Raw genomic sequence first — 24918 nt, 5'->3', positions numbered from 1 at the left:
CACCGCCGCCAACATGGGGAGTCGGGGCGCCCGATAACAGCCCGCCCCTCAGCAAATGCGCGGCAACTGTTCGCCGGCCAGCCAGTCGATGACGCGGCGGCCGCCCAGGGTGGTGACCATCTCCACCCGGCGCGCCGCGTCGTCGGTGACGTGGCCGATCAGGGCGGCCTCCCGGCCCAGCGGATGGGCCTTCAAGGCGGCCAGGGCGGCCTCGGCACGCGCAGCCGGGACGATGGCGACCAGCTTGCCCTCGTTGGCCACGTTCACCGGCTCGATGCCGAGCAGCTCGCAGGCCCCGCGCACCCCCGGGCGGATGGGCAGGGCGGCCTCCTCCAGCACCATGCCGACGCCCGATTGCGCGGCCAGCTCGTTCAGGGTGGCGGCCAGCCCGCCCCGGGTCGGGTCGCGCAGGGTGCGGGTCTCGGGCACGGCGGCGAGCAGGGCGGCGACCAGCCCACCCAGCGGCGCGCTGTCCGAAAGCAGCGGCGGATCGAAGGCCAGCCCCTCGCGCTCGGCCATCACCGCCATGCCGTGGTCGCCCAGGGTGCCGCTGACCAGCACCGCGTCGCCGGGCCGGGCGTTGGCCCCGGACAGATCGAGCCCCGGATCGCGGATCACCCCGAGGCCGGCGGTGTTGATGTAGACCCCGTCGCCGTGGCCGTGCTCCACCACCTTGGTGTCGCCGGTGACGATGGCCACCCCGGCGGCCGAGGCAGCGGCGGCCATGCTTTTGACGATCGCCGCCAACTCGCCCAGCGGCAGCCCTTCCTCGAGCACGAAGCCGGCGGTCAGGTACAGGGGCTCGGCGCCGCCCATGGCCAGATCGTTGACCGTGCCGTGCACCGCCAGACTGCCGATGTCGCCGCCGGGGAAGCGGCGCGGCCGGATGACGTAGGTATCGGTGGCCAGGGCCAGCCGGCCGGGCGGCGGGGTGAACACCGCCTGATCGTTGCCCTGGGCCAGCAGCGGGTTGGCGAAGGCGGCGGCGAACAACTGGTCGATCAGTTGCGCCATGGCCCGGCCGCCGGCGCCGTGGCTCATCTCGACCCGGCCGTGGGTCAGGTCAAGGGGGGGACCGTGGGGTGTCATGGTGGCGGCCAATCAGGGGGCTCCCAATCAGGCTGGCGCGGCGGCGGGCGCCCGGCGGTGACCATGGGCGGCGGCGCAGGCCCCCTCGGCCGAGACCATGCAGGCCCCGACCGGGCTTTCCGGCCGGCAGCGGGTGGCGAACAGCGGACAGTCGGCCGGCTCGGTGGCGCCTTTCAGCACCTCGCCGCAGGCGCAGCCGGGGGGTTCGCGGCCCTCGGGCTCGGTCAGCTCGAAGCGCGCCTCGGCGTCGAAGCGGGCGTAGGCCGGGCGCAGTTTCAGGCCCGAGCGTGGCAGCCGCCCCAGGCCGCGCCAGGCGAAATCGGGGCGCGGCTCGAACAGCGCCTCGACCAGGGCGCAAGCCGCCGGGTTGCCGTCGCGGCTGACGGCGCGGGCGTACTGGTTGCCCACCTCGGCCCGCCCGGCGTTGACCTGCCCGATCAGGTCGTGCACCGCCTGCAACACGTCGAGCGGCTCGAAACCGGCGATCACCATCGGCGTTTGGTGGCGGGCCGCCAGGTCCTGATAGGCCCCCCAGCCGATCACCGTCGAGACGTGGGCCGGGCCGATGATGCCATCGAGGCGCGGCGCCCCGCTCCCGCCCAGGATGGCGTCGATGGCCGGCGGGGTGAGGACGTGGTTGGAAAGGATGGAGAAATTGTCGAGCCCCCGTTCCTCGGCCTGTTTCACCGCCACCGCCGTGGGCGGGGTGGTGGTCTCGAAGCCGATGGCCATGAACACCACCTGACGATCCGGCTGGGCGGCGGCCAGGGCGACGGCGTCGAGGCTGGAGGTGACCATGCGCACGTCGGCGCCCCGGCTGCGCGCCTTGAACAGGGTGTCGCCGCCGCTGGCCGGGATGCGCAACAGGTCGCCATAGGTGGTGAGGATCACCTCCGGCCGGGCGGCCAGGGCCAGCGCCATGTCGAGCCGCCCCACCGGCAGCACGCAGACCGGGCAGCCGGGGCCGTGGATCAGGCGCACCCCGGCGGGCAGCAGGTCGGGCAGGCCGTGGCGGGCGATGGCGTGGGTGTGGCCGCCGCAGAACTCCATCAGGGCGTAGGTGCGCCCGGGCCGCGCCGCCCGCGCGATGGCGCCGAGCAGGCGGCGCCCCAGCTCGGGGTCGCGGAAGGGGGCGACGAAGCGGTCGGTGGCGTCACCGCTCATCGCACGCCTCCCCGGCGGCCGCCATTTCGGCGATCAGATCCAGCGTGTGTTGGGCCTCCTCGGCGTCCAGGCGGCCCAGGGCATGGCCGACGTGGACGATCACGTAGTCGCCCGCCGCCACCTCGGGCACCAGGGCCACCGAGATGTCCTTCAGCACGCCGCCGGCATCGATGCGGGCCATCGCCTCGGGCAAAACCTCGACGACGCGGGCCGGGACAGCCAGACACATGGCGCGGCTCCTTTCCTACTCGGCCAGGGTTTGCGCAACGACCCAGGCCTGGCCCAGGGCCAGACTGTCGTCGCCCGGCGACAGGGCGCGGTGGCGCAACACGGCAAGGCCCTTCCCGGCCAGCCCCGAGGCTACCCGGTCGCCCAGCACCCGGTTGAAGAAACAGCCCCCCGACAGCCCCACCGCCCGGGTGCCAACGGTCTCGGCGGCCCACGCCGCCCAGGCGACCAGGGCCGCCGCCAGGGTGCCGTGGAACAGCTCGGCGCCCAAGACCGCGTCCCCGGTGTCGGCCAGCCGGTCGAGCAGCGACAAAAGGTCGAGCCGTCCGGCGGCGTCCAGGCGCCAGCCGCCGTCCCACACCCGGGGCTGGCGGACCAATCGCTCCAGGGCCATCGGCGCCTGCCCCTCGAACTCGGCCACCGGATGGACGCCGAGCAGCCCACAGGCGGCATCGAACAGCCGGCCGCCGGATGGTGTTTCAGGGCAGTGGGTGCCCCGGGCCAGCAACCCGGCCAGGGCCGCCGCCTGGGGCTGGTCGGCGTAGCGCGGGGCGATCTCGCCGCCCCGGCCGAGCACATGCAGGGCCGCCGCGCCCATGCGCCAGGGTTGGCGCGCCGCCGCGTCGCCGCCCGGCTGGGGCAGCGGCCTCAAGTGACCCAGGCGGCGACAGGTGGCGCCGTCCAGGGCCAGCAACTCGCCGCCCCACGGCTGGCCGTCATCGCCCAGCCCGAAACCGTCCAGAACCAGCCCGAGCAGCGGCCCGGCGTGGCCGTGCTCGACCGCCAGGGCAGCCAGATGGGCCCGGTGGTGCTGGACCGGCCGCGCCGGCACCCCCCAGGCGGCGGCCAGCCCCTGGGCCAGCCGGGTGGAGGCGAAATCGGGATGCAGATCGTGGGCCACCGCGCGCGGCGCCCCGGGCAGGGTGTCGGCCAGCGCCTCGGCCTGGGCGGCCAGGGCATCGCGCGCCTGGGGATGGTCGAGGTCGCCCACCGTTGGCCCCAGACAGCCGCGCCCATCCGCCACCCAGGCGGCGGCCGCCTTCAGATGCGCCCCCAGCGCCAGCACCGGCGGCACCGGGAAGGGCAGCGCCCCGGCCCAGGCGGTGTCGATGGCAACGGCGGAACGGGCCGGCATGGGGCCTCAGGCACCCACCGCCAGCGAGGCGCCGAGGGCAGCCGGGGTGGCGTTCCGGCTGTCGGCGCGGCGCGCGGTGAGCCAGTCGAGCCAGCCCTCCATGCCGGCCCCGGTGGTCGCCGACAGGCTCAACGCCTCGAGCCCGGGGTTGACCCGCCGCGCCATCTCCAGACAGCGCGCCTCATCGAACCCCACATGCGGGGCAAGGTCGGCCTTGGTCACCAGAAGAAGGTCGGCGACGGCGAACATGTCGGGGTATTTCAGCGGCTTGTCCTCGCCCTCGGTGACCGAGAGCAGGACCACCTTGGCCGCCTCGCCGAGGTCGAAGGCGGCCGGACAGACCAGATTGCCGACGTTCTCGATGAACAGCACGCCACCCTCCGGCGGGTCCAGCGCGGCCAGCGCCCGGCCGACCATGGCGGCATCCAGATGGCAGCCCTTGCCGGTGTTCACCTGCTGCGCCGGCGCCCCGGCGGCGCGGATGCGCTCGGCATCCAGATCGGTCTGCTGGTCGCCCTCGATGACCGCCACCGGCAGGCGATCCTTCAGGGCCGCGATGGTGGCGCACAGCAGGGTGGTCTTGCCGCTGCCCGGCGACGACAGAAGGTTCAGCGCCAGCACCCGGCGGCCGGCCAGGAAGCCCCGGTTGACCGCCGCCAGCCGGTCGTTGTGGGCCAGGATGTCGCGCTCCACCTGGACCAGCCGGGCCGTCTCGGGCTCGGGACCGTGGGGGTGATGGTGGTGGCCATGATCGTGACCATGATCGTGGTCATGGTGGTGGTGATGATGGTCTCCATGGGCATGGGAATGGGCGTGGGAATGGGCATGGCTCTCGCCGCCGCAACCACAGGTCGTGCACATCAGCTCACCTCCAGTTCGCGCACCCGCATGTCGTCGCCGCCGACCACCTCCAGGCGGTGGCCGCCGCAGTCCGGGCAGGGATCGATGCGCCGCGCCAGCGGCACTTCCTTGGCACAGCTCCAGCACCAGGCGCGGCCGGGGGTGCGCGCGATATGCAGCGCCGCCCCCTCGGCCAGGCTGCCCGCCATGCTGGCGGCAAAGCAGAATTCCAGGGCCTCGGGATCGGCGTGCGACAGGGCGCCGATGTCCAGCCAGACCGCCGTCACCTTCTCGAACCCCTGGCTTTTCGCCTCGTCCTCCAGGATGCGGCGAATGCCCTGGGCCAGCGACAATTCGTGCATCAGCCCCCCTCCTTGACCGTCAGATGGTACGCGAGACAAGGATCGAGGGCCAGGATCAGCAGGTGGGCCCGGCGCTCCAGGGCGGCGCGGTCGGTCGCCGGCTGGCCGATCAGGGCCCGCGACAACACCCCGGAGGGATGGAAGTTCCAGGCGGTCGGCGGCAGGGCTCGCCAGCCGGCAACCCGGCCGTCGGCCACCGCCACATGGTGGATCAGCCGGCCGCGCGCCGTCTCCACCGCCGCCAGGGCCCGGCCCGGACTTTCAAGGCAGGTCATGGGCGGCGCGGCTGGCGCCCCCTGGGCCAAGGCGCGCAGGTCGGCCAGGGCGCCCCACAGGTCCATCAGGCGGGCCAGCAGACGGGCGACCAGCAGATGGCCGCCATTGATCAGATGGGCGATCAGCGGTGCCCGGGCATGGCGTGGCAGGGGGCCGGTCTCCCTGGCCTGCCCGCGCCAGGTGGGGCGGGCCAGAAAGCCGACCGCGCCGGGGCCGCCCAGCACCCCGCCCAGCTCGGCCAGATCGGCGTCCAGCCCCGGCGGCGGGGGCAGCGGACAGGGCGGCTCGTCGGCCGCCTGGGCGACCACCCGCGCCCCCAACCCCTGGCCACTCCAGGTGGCCAATTGATCGGTCGTTTCCGGCAGCCGGCCGCCCCCCAGCAGCAGGTCTTCCAGCATCGGTTCCAGGTCGGCCACGGCGCCGGCCAGCCCCGGTGGCACCCCCGGTGGCCCCCCCCTTGACCTCGCCTCCGGGCCGCCGCCCAGACGGTTCCAGCCGGCCACCTCGGCGCGCGCCGCCACCGCCTTCAACTGGCCGACAAAGGCGCGCAGGGTGTCCCGCTCCGGGGCGCCGCCGACCAGCCGCGGGGCCTCCAGCAACAGCCGCAGGGCGCCCTGCTCCAGGGCCTCGGCCAGCACCAGGGCCTGACGGCTGGCCCGCACCGCCGGGGCGGCCTCGATGCCGAGCGCCGCCTCCAGGGCATCGAGGGTGGCCACCGTCTGGGCCACCCGGCACAGGGTGAACAGGCGCCCGACCATGTCGACCACGGCGCCCGGCGGCTGGCCGAGCAGCAACGGTGCCGCCTCGGCCGGCCGCCAGCCCGATACGGTCACCGACGATACCGCCTGATGGACCGCGACAAGGGTGATGTTGAGCGTCGGCTCACGCATGGTCGGCGCCTGCTGGTCGCCCCATCAGCGGGGGGCGAGAACTTTAGAATCCGTGACGTGCGCAGGTCGGACGCGCCTTTTGGCTGGCGCCACGGGGCGGGTCATCCAATCACACTCGGGCGCACTTTAGCGGCGCGACCGGGGTCGATGAAACGCCCATTCATCGGGCGAATCGGAGAGATGCCGGAAAATTGTTCAAAAACAGCCTCTTGGAATAACCCCTCGAATCACTCGGTAAGGCTGTGCGTTTCCCCGCCCCAGGCAGCGTCGGCCTGCCGCCGGAGCACGAATCCGGCAGAAAACCTGAGGTTCCGCCGATTCGGTCAATGACAATTCGCAATCCGGGGTGACACGAGTCGCAGGAACTGTGTTAACCTCAGCGCCAGTAGGGAGGTTTCCGCTTCCGCCCGGGCCCAAACAACCAATAACAGGCGCCGGGAAGCGGCACATCACACCACGACCGGGGTGTCATCCGCGTTCAGGCGGTCCCCCAAGGTGACCACAGGCACGACGCCCAAGGGTTCGACACCCACGGCGGCCCGTGCGGTGGTGTCCGTCGGGCTGTTTTCCGGGGGCGGGCCGCGCCCCGGAAACCGCCCGGCGGGCTTCGGGGGGACCACTGGGCGCCGGGCGCTACCCGGCGGACGGCTGTCAAGGGGAGAGACAGGGCGGATGTCCGGCACACAAGAAACGTTCTATGATGTCATGCGCCGCCAGGGGATCTCGCGGCGCGGCTTCCTCAAGTTCTGCGCCCTGACCAGCGCCAGCCTGGGGCTGGGCGCCAGCTTCGCGCCGCGCATCGCCGAGGCGCTGGAGACCAAGCCGCGCATTCCGGTGATCTGGCTGCACGGGCTTGAGTGCACCTGCTGCACGGAAAGCTTCATCCGCTCGGCCCACCCGCTGGTCAAGGACGTGGTCCTGTCGATGATCTCGCTGGACTACGACGACACCATCATGGCCGCCGCCGGGCATCAGGCCGAGGCCATCCTGGAAGAGGTCCGGACCACCCACAAGGGCCGCTACGTGCTGGCCGTGGAGGGCAACCCGCCGCTCAAGGACGGCGGCATCTACTGCATGCCCGGCGGGCGCCCCTTCGTCGACACGCTGAAGGACATGGCGGCCGACGCCCAGGCAGTGATCGCCTGGGGCTCGTGCGCCTCGTGGGGCTGCGTGCAGGCGGCCCGGCCCAACCCGACCCAGGCCACCCCGGTCGACAAGGTGGTCACCGGCACTCCGGTGCTGAAGGTGCCGGGCTGTCCGCCCATCGCCGAGGTGATGACCGGCGTTCTGACCTACATGCTGACCTTCGACCGCCTGCCCGAGGTCGATCGCCAGGGCCGGCCCAAGATGTTCTATTCCCAGCGCATCCACGACAAGTGCTACCGCCGGCCGCACTTCGACGCCGGGCAGTTCGTCGAGAAGTTCGACGACGAGAACGCCCGCAAGGGCTACTGCCTGTACAAGATGGGCTGCAAGGGGCCGACCACCTACAACGCCTGCTCGACCGTGGGCTGGAACACCGGCACCTCGTTCCCCATCCAGTCGGGCCACGGCTGCCTGGGCTGTTCCGAGCACGACTTCTGGGACAAGGGGCCGTTCTACCAGCGCCTGACCAGCCTCGAGCCGGTGGCCGCCGAAAGCACCGCCGACAGCGTCGGCGGCACCCTGGCCGCGGTGGCCGGCGGCGCGGTGGCGGCGCACGGCGCGATCAGCATCGCCAAGCGCGGGCTGGAGAAGCGCCGCGCCGGGACCGGATCGCGCGGCGGCGAAAGCGGCGACGCCGAGTAGGCGCCGCCCCGCCCCCCTTCCCCTTATCGTCCCCACGCGCGCGGGCCCGACCCCGCGCCCCCAGGAAGAGCGTGACGCACCGCCATGAGCACCATGCAGACCCCCAACGGTTTCAACCTGGACAACTCGGGCCGCCGGGTGGTGGTCGATCCGGTCACCCGGATCGAAGGCCACCTGCGCCTGGAAGTGAACGTGGATGAGGGCAACGTCATCCGCAACGCGGTCTCCACCGGCACCATGTGGCGCGGCCTGGAGCTGATCCTCAAAGGTCGCGACCCGCGCGACGCCTGGGCCTTCACCCAGCGCATCTGCGGGGTGTGCACCGGCACCCACGCCCTGACCTCGGTGCGCGCGGTGGAGGATGCCCTGGCCATCGACATCCCGGAGAACGCCAACCTGATCCGCAACATCATGCAGCTCACGCTGTATGTGCAGGATCACCTGGTCCACTTCTACCACCTGCACGCGCTGGACTGGGTGGACGTGGTCTCGGCGCTCGAGGCCGATCCCAAGGCCACCTCGGCCCTCGCCCAGTCGATCTCCAACTGGCCGCTGTCCTCGCCGGGCTACTTCCGCGACCTCAAGACCCGCTTGAAGGCCTTCGTCGACTCCGGCCAGCTCGGCCCCTTCCGCAACGGCTACTGGGGCCATCCGGCCTATCGCCTGCCGCCCGAGGCCAACCTGATGGCGGTGGCACACTATCTGGAGGCGCTCGACTTCCAGAAGGAGATCGTCAAGATCCACGCCATCTTCGGCGGCAAGAACCCGCACCCCAACTGGCTGGTCGGCGGCGTGCCCTGCGCCATCAACCTGTCGGGCACCGGGGCGGTGGGCGCGGTCAACATGGAGCGGCTCAATCTGGTCGCCGGCATCATCGACCAGTCGATCGCCTTCATCGAGCAGGTCTACCTGCCCGACCTCACGGCCATCGCCAGCTTCTACAAGGACTGGACCCACGGCGGCGGGCTGTCGGGCCAGAACCTGCTGTCCTACGGCGACATGCCGGACCGGGCCAACGACTACTCGGCCGACAGCCTGATGCTGCCGCGTGGCGCCATCATCGGCGGCGATCTGTCCACCGTGCACGAGGTCGACCTCAAGGACCCGGAGCAGATCCAGGAGTTCGTCAGCCACTCCTGGTACAGCTACCCGGACGAGGCCAAGGGCCTGCACCCCTTCGACGGCGTCACCGAACCCGCCTTCAAGCTGGGCCCGGCGACCCAGGGCGACGAACGCCACATCAAGCAGCTCGACGAGGCGGCCAAGTACTCCTGGCTGAAGGCGCCGCGCTGGCGGGGCCACGCCATGGAAGTGGGCCCGCTGGCCCGCTACGTGATCGGCTACGCCCAGGGCGACCCCGAATTCAAGGAGCCGGTGACCAAGCTGTTGCGCGACCTGGAACTGCCGGTCGCCGCCCTGTTCACCACCCTGGGCCGCACCGCGGCGCGCGGCCTGGAATGCCAGTGGGCGGCGCACAAGCTGAAGTACTCATTCGACAAGCTGATGGCCAACCTCAAGGCCGGCGACCTCAACACCGCCAACACCGACAAGTGGGAGCCCGCCACCTGGCCGACCACCAGCCGCGGCGCCGGCTTCACCGAGGCGCCGCGCGGCGCCCTCGGCCACTGGGTGGAGATCGCCCAGGGCAAGATCGCCAACTACCAGTGCGTGGTGCCGACCACCTGGAACGGCTCGCCGCGCGACCCCGAGGGCAACATCGGCGCCTTCGAGGCGGCCCTGCTCGACACCCCGCTGGCCGACCCGGAGCAGCCGCTGGAAATCCTGCGCACCATCCACTCGTTCGATCCGTGCCTAGCCTGCTCGACCCACGTGATGACCCCGGACGGCCAGGAAAAGGCCACGGTCACCGTGCGTTGATCGCCGCAGCCAGGGAGTACAGCCCATGCCCATCCACACCGGCCGCGACATCCATGCCCTCGACGTGGCCCAGGGCGACGCCTCGGTGGATCGCACCTCGATCTACGTCTACGAGGCCCCCTTGCGCGCCTGGCACTGGATCAACGCCCTGGCCCTGACCATCCTGGCGGTGACCGGCTACTTCATCGGCCAGCCGCTGCCCAGCGTCCCCGGCGAGGCCAGCGACGCCTCGCTGATGGTGGCCATCCGGGAAATCCACTTCATCACCGCCTACGTGCTGGCCATCGGCTGGCTGGTCCGCATCTACTGGGCCTTTGTCGGCAACCCCCACTCCCGCCAGCTTTTCAAGCTGCCCTTCTGGCGCAAGTCCTACTGGAATGGGGTGGTCTGGGAGGCCTCGTGGTACGCCTTCCTGCGCAAGGAGCCGAAGAAGTACGTGGGCCACAACCCGCTGGCCCAGTTCGTCATGTTCACCGTTTTCACGGTCGGCATGTTCTTCATGATCATCACCGGCTTCGCGCTCTACTCGGAAGGCGCCGGCATCGACAGTTGGCAGTACGCCCTGTTCGGCTGGGTGTTCGACATCTTCCCCAACAGTCAGGCGGTCCACACCTGGCACCGCCTGGGGATGTGGATCTTCGTCACCTACGTGATCGTCCACGTCTATGCCGCGGTGCGCGAGGACATCCTGTCGCGCCAGTCGATGATCTCGACCATGATTTCCGGCGAGCGCATGTTCAAGGACAACCGGGATGACTGATCCCGCCTCCCCCGACACCGCCGGGCCGACCCTGGTTCTTGGCATCGGCAACCTGCTGTGGGCCGACGAGGGCTTCGGCGTGCGGGTGGTCGAGGCGCTGGCCGAGGGCTGGACCTTCGATGATCCCGAGGTCACCGTCATGGATGGTGGCACCCAGGGCCTGTATCTGGTCCAGTACGTCACCGAGGCCCGCAACCTGCTGGTGGTCGATGCCGTCGACTATGGCCGCCCGCCCGGCGACACGGTGATCGTGCGCGGCGCCGAGGTGCCCAGGTTCGCCGGCCTGCGCAAGCTCAGCCTGCACCAGACCGGCTTTCAGGAAGTGATGGCGGCGGCCGAGCTGCTGGGCGGCGGCCCCGAGCGGGTGACCCTGATCGGGGTGCAGGCCGGCGACCTGGAAACCTGGGGCGGCCCGCTGACCCCGCCGGTCCGGGCCCGCCTCGCGCCGACCGTCGATCTGGTCCTGGCCGAGCTGGCCACCTGGGGCATCACCGCCCGCCAGACCACCGGCGCGGCGCCCGAGTTGCTCGCCCCGGGCCTCGGCCTGGCCGCCTGGGAAGCCCATCCGACCGGCCCGACCGGCCCGGCCGGCGGCGCCGGTTGAGGGCGCCGCCATGTGTCTGGGCATTCCCATGCTGGTGCGCGCCGTCGATGACAGCCACGCCCTGTGTCACGGGCGCGGCGAGACGCGCCGCATCTCGCTGGCCCTGATCGAGCCGCCGCCACCCGGCAGTTGGGTGCTGGTCCATCTGGACACCGCCCGCGCCGTGCTCGACCCGGCCGAGGCGGCGGCCATCGACGCCGCGCTCGACGCCCTGGAAGCGGCGATGACCGGCACCCCCCTGCCCGACCCGGCCGATGACCCGCCGCCCACCCTGCCACCGCACCTCAGGGAGCGCCTGCAATGAGCCTCGCCCCCCTGGCCGATACCCTGGCCCAGGCCCGGGTGCTGGAGCGTCAGCGGATCGAGGCGCCCGATGTGCTGGCCCGCGTCGCCCCCCTGGTCGATCGCCTGATCGACGCCCTGGAAGGCGCCGTCGCCGGCCGCCCGCCCCAGCGCTTCGAGCTGGCCGGACTGGAGCCGGCGGAGCGCCATCTGCTCGACGGCCTGCTCGGCCAGGGCGAGGTGGAAGCCCGCCTGACCCCGCCCGAAGGGCCGCCGCTGCGCGTCGTCGAGGCGGTCATGCCCGGGCTGTGGCGACTGACCCGGGGCGATCATGGGCTGCCCGACACCCCGCCCCCCGAGGAATGGCTGGAGGTCGGCGAGGTGCCGGCCGAGGTCGACGCCTACCGGCCGGGCCGCCCCGGCCCCCGGCTGTCGGCCGAGGTGGCCGGCGCCACGCTGCCCGAGGGCACCATGAACGCCCGCCCGGTGCTCGAGGAGATCGCCGCCCACGCCACCGACTGGCACCCCGGCCGCCCCAACCACGTGATCAACCTGTCGCACCTGCCGATGAGCGAGGCCGACATGACCTTCCTCTGGCAACAGCTGGGCGACGGCGCCCTGAAGCTGCGCTCGGCCGGCTACGGGGCCTGCGAGATCCGGGCCATGGGAGTCGATCATGTCTGGGCGGTGGAGTTCTTCAACGCCTCCGGCCAATCCCTGCTGCACACCCTGGAGGTGGGCCAGGTGCCGGTGGCCGCCCGGGCCACGGTCGAGGACCTGATCGACTCGGCCCGCCGGCTGGCCGACATCAAGTCGGCCTATCTCTGACCCCGCAATCCCACACCACAATCCCACCCCGCAATCCCACAGCGCAATCCCCCATCCAGGAGACCCCGCGATGATCCGTTCCCTGCCTCTGGTCGCCCTGTTGGGCCTGATCGCCACGCCCGCCCTGGCCCACACCGGGGTCGGCCCGACCGCCGGGCTGGCCAGCGGTTTCGGCCACCCCATCGGCGGCCTGGACCACCTGTTGGCCATGGTCGCCGTCGGCCTGCTCGCCGCCCAGGGCGCCGCCACCTCCGGCCGCCGCGCCCTGTGGGCCGTGCCGGCCGCCTTCGTCGGCCTGATGGTGGTCGGCGGCGTGCTCGGCATGAGCGGCCTGCCGCTGCCCATGGTCGAGCTGGGCATCGTCGGCTCGGTGCTGGTGCTGGGGGTGGTCATCGCCCTCGGCCGTCACCTGCCGCTGGGCGCCGCCATGGCCCTGGTCGGGGCGCTGGCCATCTTCCACGGCCACGCCCATGGCACCGAAATGCCGCTGGCCGCCAACGGCCTGCTCTACGGCCTGGGCTTTGCCCTGGCGACCAGCCTGCTGCACGCCGCCGGCATCGGTCTCGGCCTCGCCGCCAGCCGCCTGGACGAGAAGCGCGCCCCGCTGCTGATCCGCGTCGGGGGCGGCGCCATCGCCACCGCCGGCCTCGCCCTGATGGTGCTCTGAGCCACCCGACCGACCCCAAAAAAAAGGGGGACGGGACACCGCCCATCGGGCAGGTCCCGTCCCCTTTTTCGTTCGACTTCAGGTTCGTTCGACTTCAGGCGTCCGGGGGCGCGGCCCCGCGGCGGGCCCTCAGACCTCGCGGTCGTCGGCCTCGTAGTCGTCGGCCTCGTAGTCCCCGGCGCCGAATTCGGCCTCGCCGTCCTCTTCCTCGTCGACCAGCATGGCGGCCTGCTCGGCGGCCAGGGCCTCGTCGGCCTCGCGGGCCTCGGCGCTCAGGCTGCGGCCTTCCAGGTGGGCCCGGGCCTCCTCGTCGCTGCGCCCGATGCCGATGCGCACGTCAACGCTGACCTCGGGGTGGAGCACGATGGGCACGGTGTAGGCGCCGGTGGCCTTGATCTGGTGGGTCAGGTTGACCGAGCGGCGCTCGACCTTGATGCCCGCGTCCTTCAGCGCCTCGGCCACGTCGCGGGCCGCCACCGACCCGTAGAGCTGACCGCTCTCGCCGGCGGCGCGGATCATGACCAGTTCCAGGCCCTGCATGCGCTCGGCGACCTGCTCGGCCTCCTGACGGCGCTCCAGGTTGCGCGCTTCCAGCTCGGCCCGCATGCCCTCGAAGTGGGCCTGGTTGGCCTTGGTGGCGCGCAGGGCCTTCTTCTGGGGCAGCAGGTAGTTGCGGGCATAGCCCGGCTTCACCTTCACGGTGTCGCCCATCTGGCCCAGCTTGTCGACCCGCTCCAGCAGAATGACGTCCATAACCTTGAACTCCTAAGATTCCAGTCCCGGGCGACACCCGCCCGCTTGATGCTGCGATACCGGTCCCGAGGGGACCGGCTGTTGGCTGCGATGCCGGTCCCGAGGGGACCGGCTGTTGTTCAAACCCGTGTCATCGCCCGGTTGGCCCGTCGCCCGATCGCCATCGCCGGCGCAGGCCCACCGTCTGCTCGACCAGCCCCAGTCCGCTCAAGGCGATCAACGCCCACTGCGAGGACAGGAGCAATACCACATAGAACACCCCCAGCAACAGCCGCCGCCGGGCCAGTCCCTGGACGGCGGCGTGAATCACCACCAGACCCAGGATCAGGTAGGGCACCGCCGCCACCAGCGCGGCGTTGCGCCCCAGGAAAGCCACATCGCCGTCGCCCAGCACGGCCAGCCCGAGGGCCGGCAGCAACAGGCCCAGCAGCCAACCCGGCAGGGCCACCTCGTCGAGGGTCGGACCGGGCCGCAAGGCCCGTCCCTGGCGTCGCGCCACCCACTGGGCGAGCAGGGCACACAGCACCGCCCGCACCTGCCACACCATCAGCCCCACCCCGGGCAGGATGGGGGCCCAGATGGCCACCAGACGGTCGGCCACCTCGGCCCGCTCGCCGGGCGGGAACAGGGCGGCGGTGGCCTCGGCCACCGGTGCCATGCGCTCGGCCAGCAGCCCCTCGATGCCGTCCACATGGGCCGGCGCCAGCGCCCACAGAAGGCCGAGCAGTCCGACCGCCGTGGTGGCCAGCCAAGCCAGCGCCCGCCCCGGCGGATACCAGTGACGGACGCCCCCGGCATCGGCCCGCCAGCGCATCAACAGGCCGCCCAGGATCAGCAGGGGCAGCCCATCGAGCGCCGCGTACAGCAGCACCCCGCCGCCGACCCCGGCCCCGACCAGCAGCAGCGCGCCACCGCCCAGGGCGACCAGCGCACCGCGCAGGCCCAGGCTGAAGGCGGCCCACAGTGGCGGCAGCAGCGACAGGTTGCCGATCAGCACCGCCGCCTGGGGAGCCAGCAACAGACTGGCGAACAGCCCCGCGCCGAGCGCACCGGCGGCCAGCGCCGCGAAGGGAAAGGCAGCCATGGCGGCCTGCTCGAACCTGGCGACCGAGGCCGCCCCTGTCTCAAGACCGGACAGCCAACGGCCGCCCTGCCTCGGGACCGGGGCGGCCGACGGCCGACCTTACTTCACGGCGTAGGGCAGCAGGGCCAGGAAGCGGGCCCGCTTGATGGCCCGGGCCAGCTCGCGCTGCTTCTTGGCCGACACCGCAGTGATCCGGCTGGGCACGATCTTGCCCCGCTCGGACACGTAGCGCTGCAGCAGCTTCAGGTCCTTGTAGTCGATCTTCGGCGCGTTGGCCCCGGAGAAGGGGCAGGTCTTGCGCCGGCGGAAAAAGGGACGTCGACCCATGACTTAGCTCCTCCGCTCGCCGTCGCGACGCGGGCCACCCCGGCCGCCGCGATCACCACGATCCCCCCGGTCGGGACGATCGCCCCGGCCGCCGCGCTCGTCGCGCATCTTGAGAATCGCCGATTCGTTGGGATCAAGGGCATCGACCCGCACGATCATGTGGCGGATGATGTCCTCGTTCAGGCGCATCCGGCGATCCAGCTCGTGGACCGCCTCGGCCGGCGCGTCGATGTTGATCAGCGCGTAGTGGCCCTTGCGGTTCTTCTTGATCGGAAAGGTCAGGGCGCGCAGGCCCCACATTTCCTTCTTGGCCACCTGACCGCTGTTTTCGGCCAGGATGCCGGCCAACTCGTCGGTCAGGGTCTCGACCTGGGTCGGCGAGAGGTCCTGCCGCGCGATGAACACGGTCTCGTAGAAAGGCATGGTACTTTTTAACCCCTTCTGGCTTCTCTCAACCCTGGTTGGCGCGGCGCCTTGCTCAAAGGCGACATCGCCGGGCGGGGCCTTGGGCGGACCACGCGGGCCTGCCCACCCCGTCAGGGCATAGCCGGACCATCCGGCAAGAGGTGCGGAGGGAGCGCACTATACACATCGCGCCGCCCCCGGCAAGCCCAAAGCAGGCCGTCGTGGCACTTTCCCCGCCCCGTCATGCGCCCTTGACAGACGGCGGGGGTTCCAACAGGTTGCGCTACCTTTTTATGAACCGGCGTCGTCGGCACCGGCCGACGGCGGTGTGGTCATTTGGTGATCCGCACAACATTCAGGGGACGGTGGCGACGATGACGGCGATGGTCTTTCCCGGCCAGGGCTCGCAGGTGGTCGGCATGGGCCAGGAGTTGGCCCAGGCCTTTCCGGCGGCCCGCGCGGTGTTCGAGGAAGTCGACGAGGCCCTCTCGCAGCCCCTGTCGCGGCTCATGTTCGAGGGCCCGGCCGAGGACCTGACGCTGACCGAGAACGCCCAGCCGGCCCTGATGGCGGTCAGTCTGGCCGTGGTCCGGGTGCTGGAAACCGAAGGCGGCGTCAGGCTGGCCGACACGGCGCGCTTCGTGGCCGGGCATTCGCTGGGCGAGTACAGCGCCCTGACCGCCGCCGGCGCCCTCTCGGTGGCCGACTGTGCCCGCCTGTTGCGCATTCGCGGCCAGGCCATGCAGCAGGCGGTGCCGGTCGGCGAAGGGGCGATGGCCGCCCTGCTCGGCCTCGAGGTGGCCCAGGCCGAGGACATCGCCGCCCGGGCGGCGGCGACCACCGGCGCCATCTGTCAGGTGGCCAACGACAACGCCGCCGGTCAGGTGGTGGTCAGCGGCGCCACCGCGGCGGTCGAGGCGGCGGTCGCCCTGGCCGCCGAAAGCGGTGCCCGCAAGTCGGTGATGCTGCCGGTCAGCGCCCCCTTCCACTGCGCCCTGATGGCCCCGGCCGCCGACCGCATGGCCCAGGCCCTGGCCGAGGTGCGGCTGGCCGCCCCGGCGGTGCCGGTGGTGGCCAACGTGACCGCCACCCCGGAAAGCGACCCCGAGGTGCTGCGCCGGCTGCTGGTCGAGCAGGTCACCGGCCGGGTGCGCTGGCGCGAGAGCGTGCTCAACATGGCCCAGGCCGGGGTTGGCGCCCTGCTCGAAGTGGGCTCCGGCAAGGTGCTGAGCGGGCTGGCCCGGCGCATCGACCGCGGCCTGTCGGCCACCGCCCTGGGGACCCCGGCCGACATCGAGACCTATCTGAAAAACGCCTGACGGCGACCCCAACCACGGGAGACTGTTGACGCCATGATGTTCGATCTGACCGGCAAGCGGGCCCTGGTCACCGGCGCCTCCGGCGCCATCGGGGCGGCGATTGCCCAGACCCTGGCCGAGCGCGGGGCCCAGGTGGCCCTGTCCGGCACCCGGCGGGAGGCGCTGGAGGCGGTGGCGGCGCGCATCGGCGCGGCGGCGCACGTCTGCCCGACCAACCTGGCCGACCCGCAGGCGGTCGAGGCCCTGGTGCCGGCCGCCCAGGCGGCCATGGGCGGGCTCGACATCCTGGTCAACAACGCCGGCCTGACGCGCGACAATCTGGCCCTCAGGCTCAAGGACGAGGACTGGCAGACGGTGCTCGACGTCAACCTGACCGCCGCCTTCCGCCTGTCGCGCGCGGCCTTGAAGGGGATGATGAAGGCGCGCTTCGGGCGCATCATCTCGATCACCTCCATCGTCGGCGTCACCGGCAACCCGGGGCAGGCCAACTACGCCGCCTCCAAGGCCGGCATGATCGGCCTGACCAAGTCGCTGGCCGCCGAGGTCGCCTCGCGCGGGGTGACCGTCAACTGCATCGCCCCGGGCTTCATCGAAAGCCCGATGACCGCCGCCCTGCCCGAGGCCCAGCAGGACAAGCTGACCCAGGGCATTCCCATGGGCCGCATGGGCACGCCCGACGACATCGCCGCCGCCGCCCTCTATCTGGCCAGCCCGGAGGCGGCCTACGTGACCGGGCAGACCCTGCACGTCAACGGCGGCATGGCGATGATCTGACCACCGCCGGGGCCGAACCGGCACCGGCGGCGGAAAAGCGGCCATTCGGACGCTTCTCAACGGCCACCAAGTATGCTACGAAACGGCGCGCCCACATTCCCTAGCGGATATATGGCATAGGCCAGGGCCCGACCTACAAAATCTTGTATCTCTCATGGGGTTGAACAAATGAGTGACGTCGCCGAGCGCGTGAAGAAGATCGTTGTCGAACACCTGGGCGTGGACGAGGCGAAGGTGACCGAGCAGGCCAGCTTCATCGACGATCTGGGGGCCGACAGCCTGGACACCGTCGAGCTGGTCATGGCTTTCGAGGAAGAGTTCGGGTGCGAGATTCCGGACGACGCCGCCGAGAAGATCCTGACCGTGAAGGACGCCATTTCCTTCATCAACGAGAACGCCGGCTGACGCGGCCGGCAGCGGCGCTCCTTTCCACCTCGGGCCCGGCCACGGCCGGGCCCTGGAAAGGCGCGCCACGCTTTATGAAGACCGGCGACGCCGGTCCGGTCGGGCTCCTGAGCCGCCGTTGTCATGGCGGCGCGTGGGCGGGACCGGCGTGGCCGCGCAGCGGAGAGTGAAGGCATGAGCAGACGGGTCGTGGTCACCGGCATGGGTATTGTCTGTCCCCTGGGGGCGGGCACCAGGGCGGTCTGGGACCGTCTGATCGCCGGTCACACCGGGATCGTTGCCATCGATCGCTTCGAGGTGGCGGACCTGCCCTCGCGCGTCGCCGGTCTGGTGCCGATGGACGAGGACCATCCCTGCCGCTTCGACATCGACGCGGTGGCCTCGTCCAAGGACCGCCGGCGCATGGACCCGTTCATCGTCTATGCCCTGGGCGCCGCCGCCGAGGCGGTGGAGGCGGCCGGTCTGACCGACATCTCGCCGGAGCTGGGGCTCCGGGTCGGGGTGCAGATCGGCTCGGGCATCGGTGGCCTGTCGACCATCGCCGAGGCGGCGGACACCCTGCGCGAGCGCGGGCCGCGCAAGATCAGCCCCTTCTTCATCCCCTCCAGCCTGATCAACCTGGCCTCCGGGCAGGTGTCGATCCGCTACGGCTTCAAGGGGCCCAACCACTCGGCGGTGACCGCCTGCTCGACCGGGGCCCACGCCATCGGCGACGCGGCCCACATGATCCGCCGGGGCGACGCCGACATCATGGTGGCCGGCGGCGCCGAGGCCGCCGTGTGCCGCCTGGGCATCGCCGGCTTCTCGGCCGCCAAGGCGCTCTCCACCAGCTACAACGACACGCCCGAGAAAGCCTCGCGGCCGTGGGACCAGGGCCGCGACGGCTTCGTCATGGGCGAGGGCGCCGGGGTGGTGGTGCTCGAGGACTACGAGCACGCCAAGGCCCGCGGCGCCACCATCCACGCCGAGGTGCTGGGCTACGGCATGTCGGGCGACGCCTACCACATCACCGCCCCGGCCGAGGACGGTGACGGCGGCTTCCGCTCCATGCAGGCCGCCCTCAAGAGCGCCGGCCTGAGCCCCAGCGACATCGACTATGTGAACGCCCACGGCACCTCCACCCCGCTCGGCGACGAGATCGAGCTTGGCGCCGTCAAGCGGCTGTTCGGCGAGGCCAGCCGGTCGATGAGCATGTCGTCCACCAAGTCGGCGGTCGGCCACCTGTTGGGCGCCGCCGGCGCGGTCGAGGCGATTTTCTCGGTGATGGCCTGCGCCGAGCAGGTGGTGCCGCCCACCCTCAACCTGGAAAATCCCTCGCAAGGCTGCGACATGGATCTGGTGCCGCTGACCGCCAAGCAGCGGCCGGTGCGGCGCGCCCTGTCCAACTCCTTCGGCTTCGGCGGCACCAACGCCAGCCTCGTCTTCGGCCGTCTCGACCAGGACTGAGCGGAGCGCGGCGGTGGCGCGGGCCCCGACAGACCCGGAACCGACCGGGCCGGAAACAACCGGGCCGGAACCATCCGGGCCGATTGGGCCGCCCCCCGAGGACCCCACCCCACCGCGCCGCCGCCGGGGCCCCGGACCGTTGGTCCGGCTGGCCGGCGCGGCGATGAGCCTTGTTTTGCTGCTGGGCATCGCCGCCGGCGGCGCCGCCTACTGGGCCAAGCAGCGCTTCCATGCCCCCGGACCGCACGCCGAGCCGGTGACGGTGATCATCGAGCCGGGCAGCTCGGCGACCGACATCCTGACCCTGCTCGCCGCCGCCGGGGCGCTCGCCGATCCGGCCATCGACCGCCCGCTGTTCCGCTATGGCATCCGCCTGACCGGTCAGGCCGGGCGCCTGAAGGCCGGCGAATACACCATCCCGGCGCACGCCAGTCTGGCCGGCATCGCCAACCTGCTGGTCAGCGGCAAGACGGTGATCCGCCGCCTGACCGTGCCGGAAGGGCTGACCTCGGCCGAGATCATCCGCCTGATCGAGGCCACCGACGGGCTTTCCGGCGAGATCGGCGCGGTGCCGCCGGAAGGCAGCCTGCTCCCCGAAACCTACCATTTCACGCGCGGCGACTCGCGGGCCGGCATGGTCGCGCGCCTGCAAACGGCGATGGACACCGCGCTGGCCGAGCTGTGGCCGACCCGGGCCGACGACCTGCCGCTGGACAGCCCCGGGGAGGCGGTCGTCCTGGCCTCGATCATCGAGAAGGAGACCGGTCTGGCCGGCGAGCGGCGGCTGGTCGCCTCGGTCTTCGTCAACCGCCTGGACAGGGGCATGCGCCTGCAGTCCGACCCCACGGTGATCTTCGGCTTGGCCCCCGAAACCGGCGACCTGGGGCGGCCGCTGACCCGCGCCGACCTCGATACCGAGACCGCCTACAACACCTACCTGATCGCCGGCCTGCCGCCGGGGCCGATCTGCAACCCCGGCCGCCCGGCCCTGGAAGCGGCCCTCAGCCCCGAGGCCAGCGACTACCTGTACTTCGTCGCCGACGGCAACGGCGGCCACGCCTTCGCCCCCACCCTGGCCGAGCACAACAAGAACGTCCGGGCCTGGCGACGGCTGCGCGGCCGGTAGGGTTATCCCCAGGTTCCACAGTCATCCACAGGCCGTGCGGCGTGCACCGACGCCGCCGCCTGGAGTAGACTGCCCGCCATGACCCCAAGCGATCCCGCATCCTCCCCGGCCGAGACCGGGGCCAGCCCCGGCTTGCGCATTCCGCCCCACAACGTGGAAGCGGAGAAGGCGCTGCTCGGCGCCATCCTGTCCAACAACCGGGCCTTCGAGAGGGTCTCCGAGTTCCTGCGCCCGGAGCACTTCACCCACGCCGCCAACCGCCGGGTCTACGAGCTGGCCGGGCAGATGATCGAGCGCGGCGAGTTGGCCAACCCGGTCACCCTGAAGACCCACCTGGACCACGACCCGGCGCTGGAGCCGGTGGGCGGGGTGCGCTATCTGGCCCATCTGGCCGGCAGTCTGGTCAGTCTGGTCAACGTCGTCGACTATGGCCGCCAGATCCACGACCTGGCCCTGCGCCGCGAGCTGATCGACCTGGGCAGCAACCTGGTCAACGACGCCTTCGACGTCAGCCCCGACCTGTCGGCCCTCGACCTGATCGGCGACAACGAAAGCCGGCTCTACGAGCTGGCCACCCAGGGCCAGCAGGAAGGCGGCTTCCAGGCCTTCGCCACCGCCCTGTCGAGCGCCATCGAGGTGGCCGAGATCGCCCACCGCCGCGACGGCGCCCTGGCCGGGGTGACCACCGGCCTGCGCGACCTGGACCGCAAGCTGGGCGGCCTGCACCCCTCGGACCTGATCATCCTGGCCGGCCGCCCGAGCATGGGCAAGACGGCGCTGGCCACCAACATCGCCTTTGCCGCCGCCAAGGCCTTCCGCGAGGAGGAGGACCCCGAGACCGGGGTCAAACGTACCGCCGAGGGCGGCCGGGTGGCCTTCTTCAGCCTGGAAATGTCGGCCGAGCAGCTGGCCACCCGGATTCTCGCCGAACAGGCCGAGATCAACAGCCATTCGATCCGCACCGGCGGCCTGTCCAACAGCGACTTCGACAGCCTGGTCGAGGTCAGCCGCCAGTTGCACGGCCTTGACCTCTATATCGACGACACCCCGGCCCTGAGCGTCGCCGCCCTGCGCACCCGCTGCCGCCGGCTGGCCCGCACCCATGGCCTGGACATGGTGGTCATCGATTACCTTCAGCTTCTCTCGCCGGGGGCCGCCAACCGCTCTGATTCGCGGGTCCAGGAGGTGTCGGCCATCACCCGTGGCCTGAAGGCGCTGGCCAAGGAGATGAACGTCCCGGTGCTGGCCCTGTCGCAGTTGTCGCGCGCCGTCGAGCAGCGCGAGGACAAGCGCCCGCAGTTGGCCGACCTGCGCGAATCGGGCTCCATCGAGCAGGACGCCGACGTGGTCATGTTCGTCTTCCGCGAACAGTACTACCTGGAACGCGCCGAGCCGGGCCAGAAGAGCGAAGAGAACCTGGACAAGTTCCAGGAACGCCACCAACGCTGGCTGGAACGCTGCGAGGCAGCCCACAACATCGCCGAGGTGATTGTCGCCAAGCAGCGCCACGGCCCCATCGGCCCGGTCAAGCTGTACTTCGACGGCAACTTCACCCGCTTCGCCGATCTGGCCGAGGACGGCCACCTGCCCGGAGACCTGCCGTGAGTCCATTCGCCGGTTCCGATCCGGCCGCCAACGCCCTGCTCACCATCGATCTCGGCGCCCTGGTCGCCAACTGGCGCACCCTGGCCGGCCAACTGGCCGGCGGCGGCCAGTGCGCCGCCGTGGTCAAGGCCGACGCCTACGGCACCGGCGCGGCACGCGTCGGCCCGGCCCTGGCCGCCGCCGGCTGCCGGGTGTTCTTCGTCGCCCAGTTGGCCGAGGCCGAAGCCTTGAAGCCGCTGTTGCCCGAGGGCTGCGAGGTGTGGGTGCTGGGCGGGCCGCTGCCCGGCACCGTCGAACGCTTCCTGGCCGCCGGCGTGGCCCCGGTGCTCAACACCCCCTGGCAGATCGCCCTGTGGCGCGACGAGGCCCCGCCGGGCAGCCCGTGCGCCCTCCATGTGGATACCGGGATGAGCCGCCTGGGCCTGGAGCCGGCCGAACTGGAGGCCCTGCTGGCCGATGCCTCGGCGCCACTGGCCGCCCTGGCGCCGCGCCACCTGATCAGCCATCTGGTCTCGGCCGAGGACCCGGCGGCCAGCGTCAACCGGGCGCAACTGGAGTTGTTCGACCGCCTGCTCGCCGCCACCCGGCGGGTGGTGCCGGATATCGCGGGCTGCCTCGCCAACTCCTCGGGCATCTTCCTCGGGCCCAAGGCCCACCACGCCCTGGCCCGCCCCGGGGTGGCGCTGTACGGCGCCAACCCCACCCCCGACCAGCCCAACCCGATGCGCCCGGTCGTCCGCCTGGACGCAAAAATCCTGCAAGTCCGCCACGTTGACGCCCCCCGGACGGTTGGCTATGGTGCCACACACAGGGTGGCCGGTCCGACCCGGCTGGCCACCGTTGGGGTCGGCTATGCCGATGGCTATCCGCGTGTCTTGAGCAGTCGGGCCCACGGCCTGGTTGCCGGGCAGGTGGTGCCACTGGTCGGCCGGGTGTCGATGGACCTTGCCACCTTCGACGTGACCGGGGTGCCGGCCGAGGCACTGGTTCCCGGGGCACCGTTGACCCTGCTCGGCGGCCAGGATGCCGACGGGGTGGCGGTGCCGGAAACCAGCCTCGATCATGTGGCCGAGCAGGCCGGAACCATTGCCTACGAAATCCTGACCAGCCTCGGTCGCCGCTACGCCCGCCGCTACATCGATCCCTGACCCGGCCCCACCCTCCCACAGGACCGCTGACCGGCCGTGCCCGATCCCACCTCCTCCCCCACCCTGACGGTCGACAGCGCGGCGCCAAACCCGGCGCCAAACCCGGCGCCCAACGAGGCATCCAACGAGACCCTGGGCCGCTTCAACTTCCTGGCCGTCATCGGACGGATCATCCTGGCCTTCTTCCAGCAGGTGGGGCGGCTGTCGATGTTCACCGCCAGCGCCGTGTCGCACTGCGTGCGGCCGCCCTTCTTCCCGCGCCAGTTGCTGGGCCAGATGGTCGAGATCGGCTACTACTCGCTGCCCGTGGTCGGCCTGACCACCATCTTCTCGGGCATGGTGCTGGCCCTGCAAAGCTACACCGGCTTTGCCCGCTTCTCGGCCGAGGGGGCGGTGGCCACGGTGGTGGTCATTTCCATCACGCGGGAGCTGGGCCCGGTGCTGGCCGGGCTGATGGTGGCCGGCCGGGTGGGCGCCGCCATGGCCGCCGAGGTGGGCACCATGCGGGTCACCGAGCAGATCGACGCGCTCACCACCCTGTCGACCAACCCCATGAAGTATCTGGTGGTGCCGCGTCTGGTGGCGGCCTGCCTGATGCTGCCCTGTCTGGTCCTGGTGGGCGACGTGATCGGCGTCTACGGCGGCTATCTGATCGGCGTCAACAAGCTGGACTTCAACGCCGCCAGCTACATCCAGAACACCTGGGACTATCTGGAAACGCTGGATGTGGTCTCCGGTCTGGTCAAGGCCGCCGTGTTCGGCTTCCTGATCGCCCTGATGGGCTGCTACATGGGCTACAACAGCCGGGGTGGGGCCCAGGGCGTCGGGGTGTCGGTGCGCAACGCGGTGGTCAGCGCCTCGATCCTCATCCTGATCTCCAACTACATGATCACCGAGCTGTTCTTCGCCCAATAGCCCGACTGGCCCCTTTCCCGTTCGCCGGAGCCCGCCCGCACGATGTCCGCCTCCCCGCCCAAGATCGCCCTGTCCGGGGTCAAGAAGCGGTTCGGCCGCAAGGTGGTGCTGGACGGCATCGACCTTGAGGTGGCGCCCCGGGAATCGGTGGTCATCATCGGCGGTTCGGGGACCGGCAAGTCGGTCACCCTGAAGTGCGTGCTGGGCCTCCTTAAGCCCGACGCCGGCTCGATCAAGGTGGACGGCGAGGAGGTGGTCGGCCTGGGCGACCGGGCGCGCGAGCGCATCAACACCAAGTTCGGCATGCTGTTCCAGAGCGCCGCCCTGTTCGACAGCCTGACGGTGTGGGAGAACGTCGCCTTCGGCCTGATCCAGGGCCACAAGATGGCGCGCCGCAAGGCCCGCGAGAAGGCCATCGAGAAACTGGCCCAGGTCGGCCTGGGGGCGGACGTGGCCGACCTGTCGCCGTCCGAGCTGTCGGGCGGCATGCAGAAGCGGGTCGGGCTGGCCCGGGCCATCGCCGACGACCCGGAGATCATCTTCTTCGACGAGCCGACCACCGGGCTTGACCCGATCATGGCCGACGTCATCAACGACCTGATCGTGAAATGCGTCAAGGAGGTCGGCGCCACCGCCCTGTCGATCACCCACGACATCGCCAGCGCCCGCAAGATCGGCGACCGCATCGCCATGCTCTATCACGGCAAGCTGATCTGGGTCGGCCCGGCGGCCACGGTGCTGGACAGTGGCAACCCCTATGTCGACCAGTTCGTCCACGGCCGGGCCGACGGCCCGATCCAGATGGAGTTGCGCGGCTGAC

General features: G+C 71.3%; 27 protein-coding genes. 16 read left to right on the top strand and 11 right to left on the bottom strand.

Annotation, left to right across the window (positions count from 1 at the left end; translation table 11 throughout):
* Window positions 1-48 precede the first annotated feature (48 nt).
* Genes hypE through BLR95_RS09350 form a run of 7 tightly spaced genes read right to left on the bottom strand, consistent with a single transcriptional unit; the run spans window position 49 to window position 5984 of the window.
* Complete coding sequence (gene hypE / locus BLR95_RS09380; RefSeq protein WP_092619143.1) at window positions 49-1089, bottom strand: hydrogenase expression/formation protein HypE; 1041 nt, start codon at window positions 1087-1089, stop codon at window positions 49-51.
* Between the two features lie 27 nt (window positions 1090-1116).
* Window positions 1117-2253 carry a hydrogenase formation protein HypD gene (gene hypD, locus BLR95_RS09375; protein WP_092618857.1) on the bottom strand — a complete coding sequence of 379 codons (1137 nt, stop codon included), beginning with the start codon at window positions 2251-2253 and terminating at the stop codon, window positions 1117-1119.
* The gene (locus BLR95_RS09370) at window positions 2243-2482 is read right to left on the bottom strand and encodes a HypC/HybG/HupF family hydrogenase formation chaperone (protein WP_092618854.1); all 240 of its coding nucleotides are present in this window, start codon (window positions 2480-2482) and stop codon (window positions 2243-2245) included. Before BLR95_RS09370 ends, hypD begins: the two co-directional genes overlap by 11 nt.
* Before the next feature lie 15 nt (window positions 2483-2497).
* Complete coding sequence (locus BLR95_RS09365) at window positions 2498-3616, bottom strand: Kae1-like domain-containing protein (protein WP_092618851.1); 1119 nt, start codon at window positions 3614-3616, stop codon at window positions 2498-2500.
* A 6-nt stretch (window positions 3617-3622) separates the two neighbouring features.
* The gene (hypB, locus tag BLR95_RS09360; protein WP_092618848.1) at window positions 3623-4477 is read right to left on the bottom strand and encodes a hydrogenase nickel incorporation protein HypB; all 855 of its coding nucleotides are present in this window, start codon (window positions 4475-4477) and stop codon (window positions 3623-3625) included.
* A complete protein-coding gene (hypA, locus tag BLR95_RS09355) occupies window positions 4477-4818 on the bottom strand; it encodes a hydrogenase maturation nickel metallochaperone HypA (protein WP_092618845.1) in 342 nt (113 codons plus the stop codon). Before hypA ends, hypB begins: the two co-directional genes overlap by 1 nt.
* Window positions 4818-5984: a nickel-dependent hydrogenase large subunit gene (locus tag BLR95_RS09350; RefSeq protein ID WP_092618842.1), complete on the bottom strand. Its 1167-nt coding sequence runs from the start codon at window positions 5982-5984 to the stop codon at window positions 4818-4820. Before BLR95_RS09350 ends, hypA begins: the two co-directional genes overlap by 1 nt.
* A gap of 672 nt (window positions 5985-6656) precedes the next feature.
* On the opposite strand from BLR95_RS09350, the gene BLR95_RS09345 reads away from it, so the two are divergent.
* From BLR95_RS09345 to BLR95_RS09315, 7 genes are all read left to right on the top strand, one after another.
* Window positions 6657-7772 carry a hydrogenase small subunit gene (locus BLR95_RS09345; protein WP_092618839.1) on the top strand — a complete coding sequence of 372 codons (1116 nt, stop codon included), beginning with the start codon at window positions 6657-6659 and terminating at the stop codon, window positions 7770-7772.
* Between the two features lie 84 nt (window positions 7773-7856).
* A complete protein-coding gene (locus BLR95_RS09340) occupies window positions 7857-9650 on the top strand; it encodes a nickel-dependent hydrogenase large subunit (protein WP_092618836.1) in 1794 nt (597 codons plus the stop codon).
* A 25-nt stretch (window positions 9651-9675) separates the two neighbouring features.
* Window positions 9676-10410 carry a Ni/Fe-hydrogenase, b-type cytochrome subunit gene (gene cybH / locus BLR95_RS09335; RefSeq protein ID WP_092618833.1) on the top strand — a complete coding sequence of 245 codons (735 nt, stop codon included), beginning with the start codon at window positions 9676-9678 and terminating at the stop codon, window positions 10408-10410.
* Complete coding sequence (locus BLR95_RS09330) at window positions 10403-11014, top strand: HyaD/HybD family hydrogenase maturation endopeptidase (RefSeq protein ID WP_092618830.1); 612 nt, start codon at window positions 10403-10405, stop codon at window positions 11012-11014. The genes cybH and BLR95_RS09330 overlap by 8 nt, the downstream gene beginning before the upstream one ends.
* 10 nt (window positions 11015-11024) lie before the next feature.
* Window positions 11025-11318 carry a HypC/HybG/HupF family hydrogenase formation chaperone gene (locus BLR95_RS09325; RefSeq protein WP_092618827.1) on the top strand — a complete coding sequence of 98 codons (294 nt, stop codon included), beginning with the start codon at window positions 11025-11027 and terminating at the stop codon, window positions 11316-11318.
* The gene (locus tag BLR95_RS09320) at window positions 11315-12124 is read left to right on the top strand and encodes a hydrogenase expression/formation protein (protein ID WP_092618825.1); all 810 of its coding nucleotides are present in this window, start codon (window positions 11315-11317) and stop codon (window positions 12122-12124) included. The genes BLR95_RS09325 and BLR95_RS09320 overlap by 4 nt, the downstream gene beginning before the upstream one ends.
* 70 nt (window positions 12125-12194) lie before the next feature.
* On the top strand, window positions 12195-12791 hold the full coding sequence (locus BLR95_RS09315) for a HupE/UreJ family protein (protein WP_092618822.1): 597 nt from the start codon (window positions 12195-12197) through the stop codon (window positions 12789-12791).
* A 129-nt stretch (window positions 12792-12920) separates the two neighbouring features.
* Here the strand turns inward: BLR95_RS09315 and rplI are convergent, their stop codons facing one another.
* The 4 genes from rplI to rpsF all read right to left on the bottom strand — a co-directional run bounded on the left by rplI (window position 12921) and on the right by rpsF (window position 15378).
* Window positions 12921-13544, bottom strand: coding sequence for a 50S ribosomal protein L9 (gene rplI / locus BLR95_RS09310; protein ID WP_092618819.1), 624 nt, complete (start codon window positions 13542-13544; stop codon window positions 12921-12923).
* Between the two features lie 130 nt (window positions 13545-13674).
* The gene (locus BLR95_RS09305; protein ID WP_092618816.1) at window positions 13675-14628 is read right to left on the bottom strand and encodes a DUF2232 domain-containing protein; all 954 of its coding nucleotides are present in this window, start codon (window positions 14626-14628) and stop codon (window positions 13675-13677) included.
* Between the two features lie 99 nt (window positions 14629-14727).
* Window positions 14728-14955, bottom strand: coding sequence for a 30S ribosomal protein S18 (gene rpsR, locus BLR95_RS09300; protein WP_092618813.1), 228 nt, complete (start codon window positions 14953-14955; stop codon window positions 14728-14730).
* Window positions 14956-14958: 3 nt separating this feature from the next.
* Window positions 14959-15378: a 30S ribosomal protein S6 gene (gene rpsF, locus BLR95_RS09295; RefSeq protein WP_092618810.1), complete on the bottom strand. Its 420-nt coding sequence runs from the start codon at window positions 15376-15378 to the stop codon at window positions 14959-14961.
* A gap of 356 nt (window positions 15379-15734) precedes the next feature.
* On the opposite strand from rpsF, the gene fabD reads away from it, so the two are divergent.
* The 9 genes from fabD (at window position 15735) to BLR95_RS09250 (ending at window position 24917) form a co-directional block, all read left to right on the top strand.
* Window positions 15735-16679: an ACP S-malonyltransferase gene (fabD, locus tag BLR95_RS09290; RefSeq protein ID WP_092618807.1), complete on the top strand. Its 945-nt coding sequence runs from the start codon at window positions 15735-15737 to the stop codon at window positions 16677-16679.
* 36 nt (window positions 16680-16715) lie between these two features.
* Window positions 16716-17453: a 3-oxoacyl-[acyl-carrier-protein] reductase gene (gene fabG, locus BLR95_RS09285; RefSeq protein ID WP_092619140.1), complete on the top strand. Its 738-nt coding sequence runs from the start codon at window positions 16716-16718 to the stop codon at window positions 17451-17453.
* 168 nt (window positions 17454-17621) lie between these two features.
* Window positions 17622-17858: an acyl carrier protein gene (locus BLR95_RS09280; protein ID WP_092618805.1), complete on the top strand. Its 237-nt coding sequence runs from the start codon at window positions 17622-17624 to the stop codon at window positions 17856-17858.
* Between the two features lie 174 nt (window positions 17859-18032).
* Window positions 18033-19304: a beta-ketoacyl-ACP synthase II gene (gene fabF, locus BLR95_RS09275; protein WP_092618803.1), complete on the top strand. Its 1272-nt coding sequence runs from the start codon at window positions 18033-18035 to the stop codon at window positions 19302-19304.
* Between the two features lie 163 nt (window positions 19305-19467).
* Window positions 19468-20430 (top strand): endolytic transglycosylase MltG, encoded by a 963-nt coding sequence (gene mltG / locus BLR95_RS09270; RefSeq protein ID WP_092618800.1) that lies wholly within the window; start codon window positions 19468-19470, stop codon window positions 20428-20430.
* Window positions 20431-20508: 78 nt separating this feature from the next.
* Window positions 20509-22035: a replicative DNA helicase gene (locus BLR95_RS09265; RefSeq protein ID WP_092618797.1), complete on the top strand. Its 1527-nt coding sequence runs from the start codon at window positions 20509-20511 to the stop codon at window positions 22033-22035.
* Window positions 22032-23183 (top strand): alanine racemase, encoded by a 1152-nt coding sequence (alr, locus tag BLR95_RS09260; protein ID WP_092618794.1) that lies wholly within the window; start codon window positions 22032-22034, stop codon window positions 23181-23183. The genes BLR95_RS09265 and alr overlap by 4 nt, the downstream gene beginning before the upstream one ends.
* A 132-nt stretch (window positions 23184-23315) precedes the next feature.
* Entirely contained in the window at window positions 23316-24098 is a 783-nt protein-coding gene (locus BLR95_RS09255; protein ID WP_425438439.1) for an MlaE family ABC transporter permease, read from the top strand.
* Between the two features lie 42 nt (window positions 24099-24140).
* Window positions 24141-24917, top strand: coding sequence for an ABC transporter ATP-binding protein (locus BLR95_RS09250; protein ID WP_092618791.1), 777 nt, complete (start codon window positions 24141-24143; stop codon window positions 24915-24917).
* The last annotated feature ends 1 nt before the right edge of the window (window position 24918 follow it).

It is taken from the genome of Roseospirillum parvum, assembly GCF_900100455.1.
GTDB classification, from domain to species: Bacteria; Pseudomonadota; Alphaproteobacteria; order Rhodospirillales; family Rhodospirillaceae; genus Roseospirillum; species Roseospirillum parvum.
The sequence above is the reverse complement of the archived record's forward strand: the minus strand, read 5'-3'. Positions and strand labels throughout refer to the sequence as shown.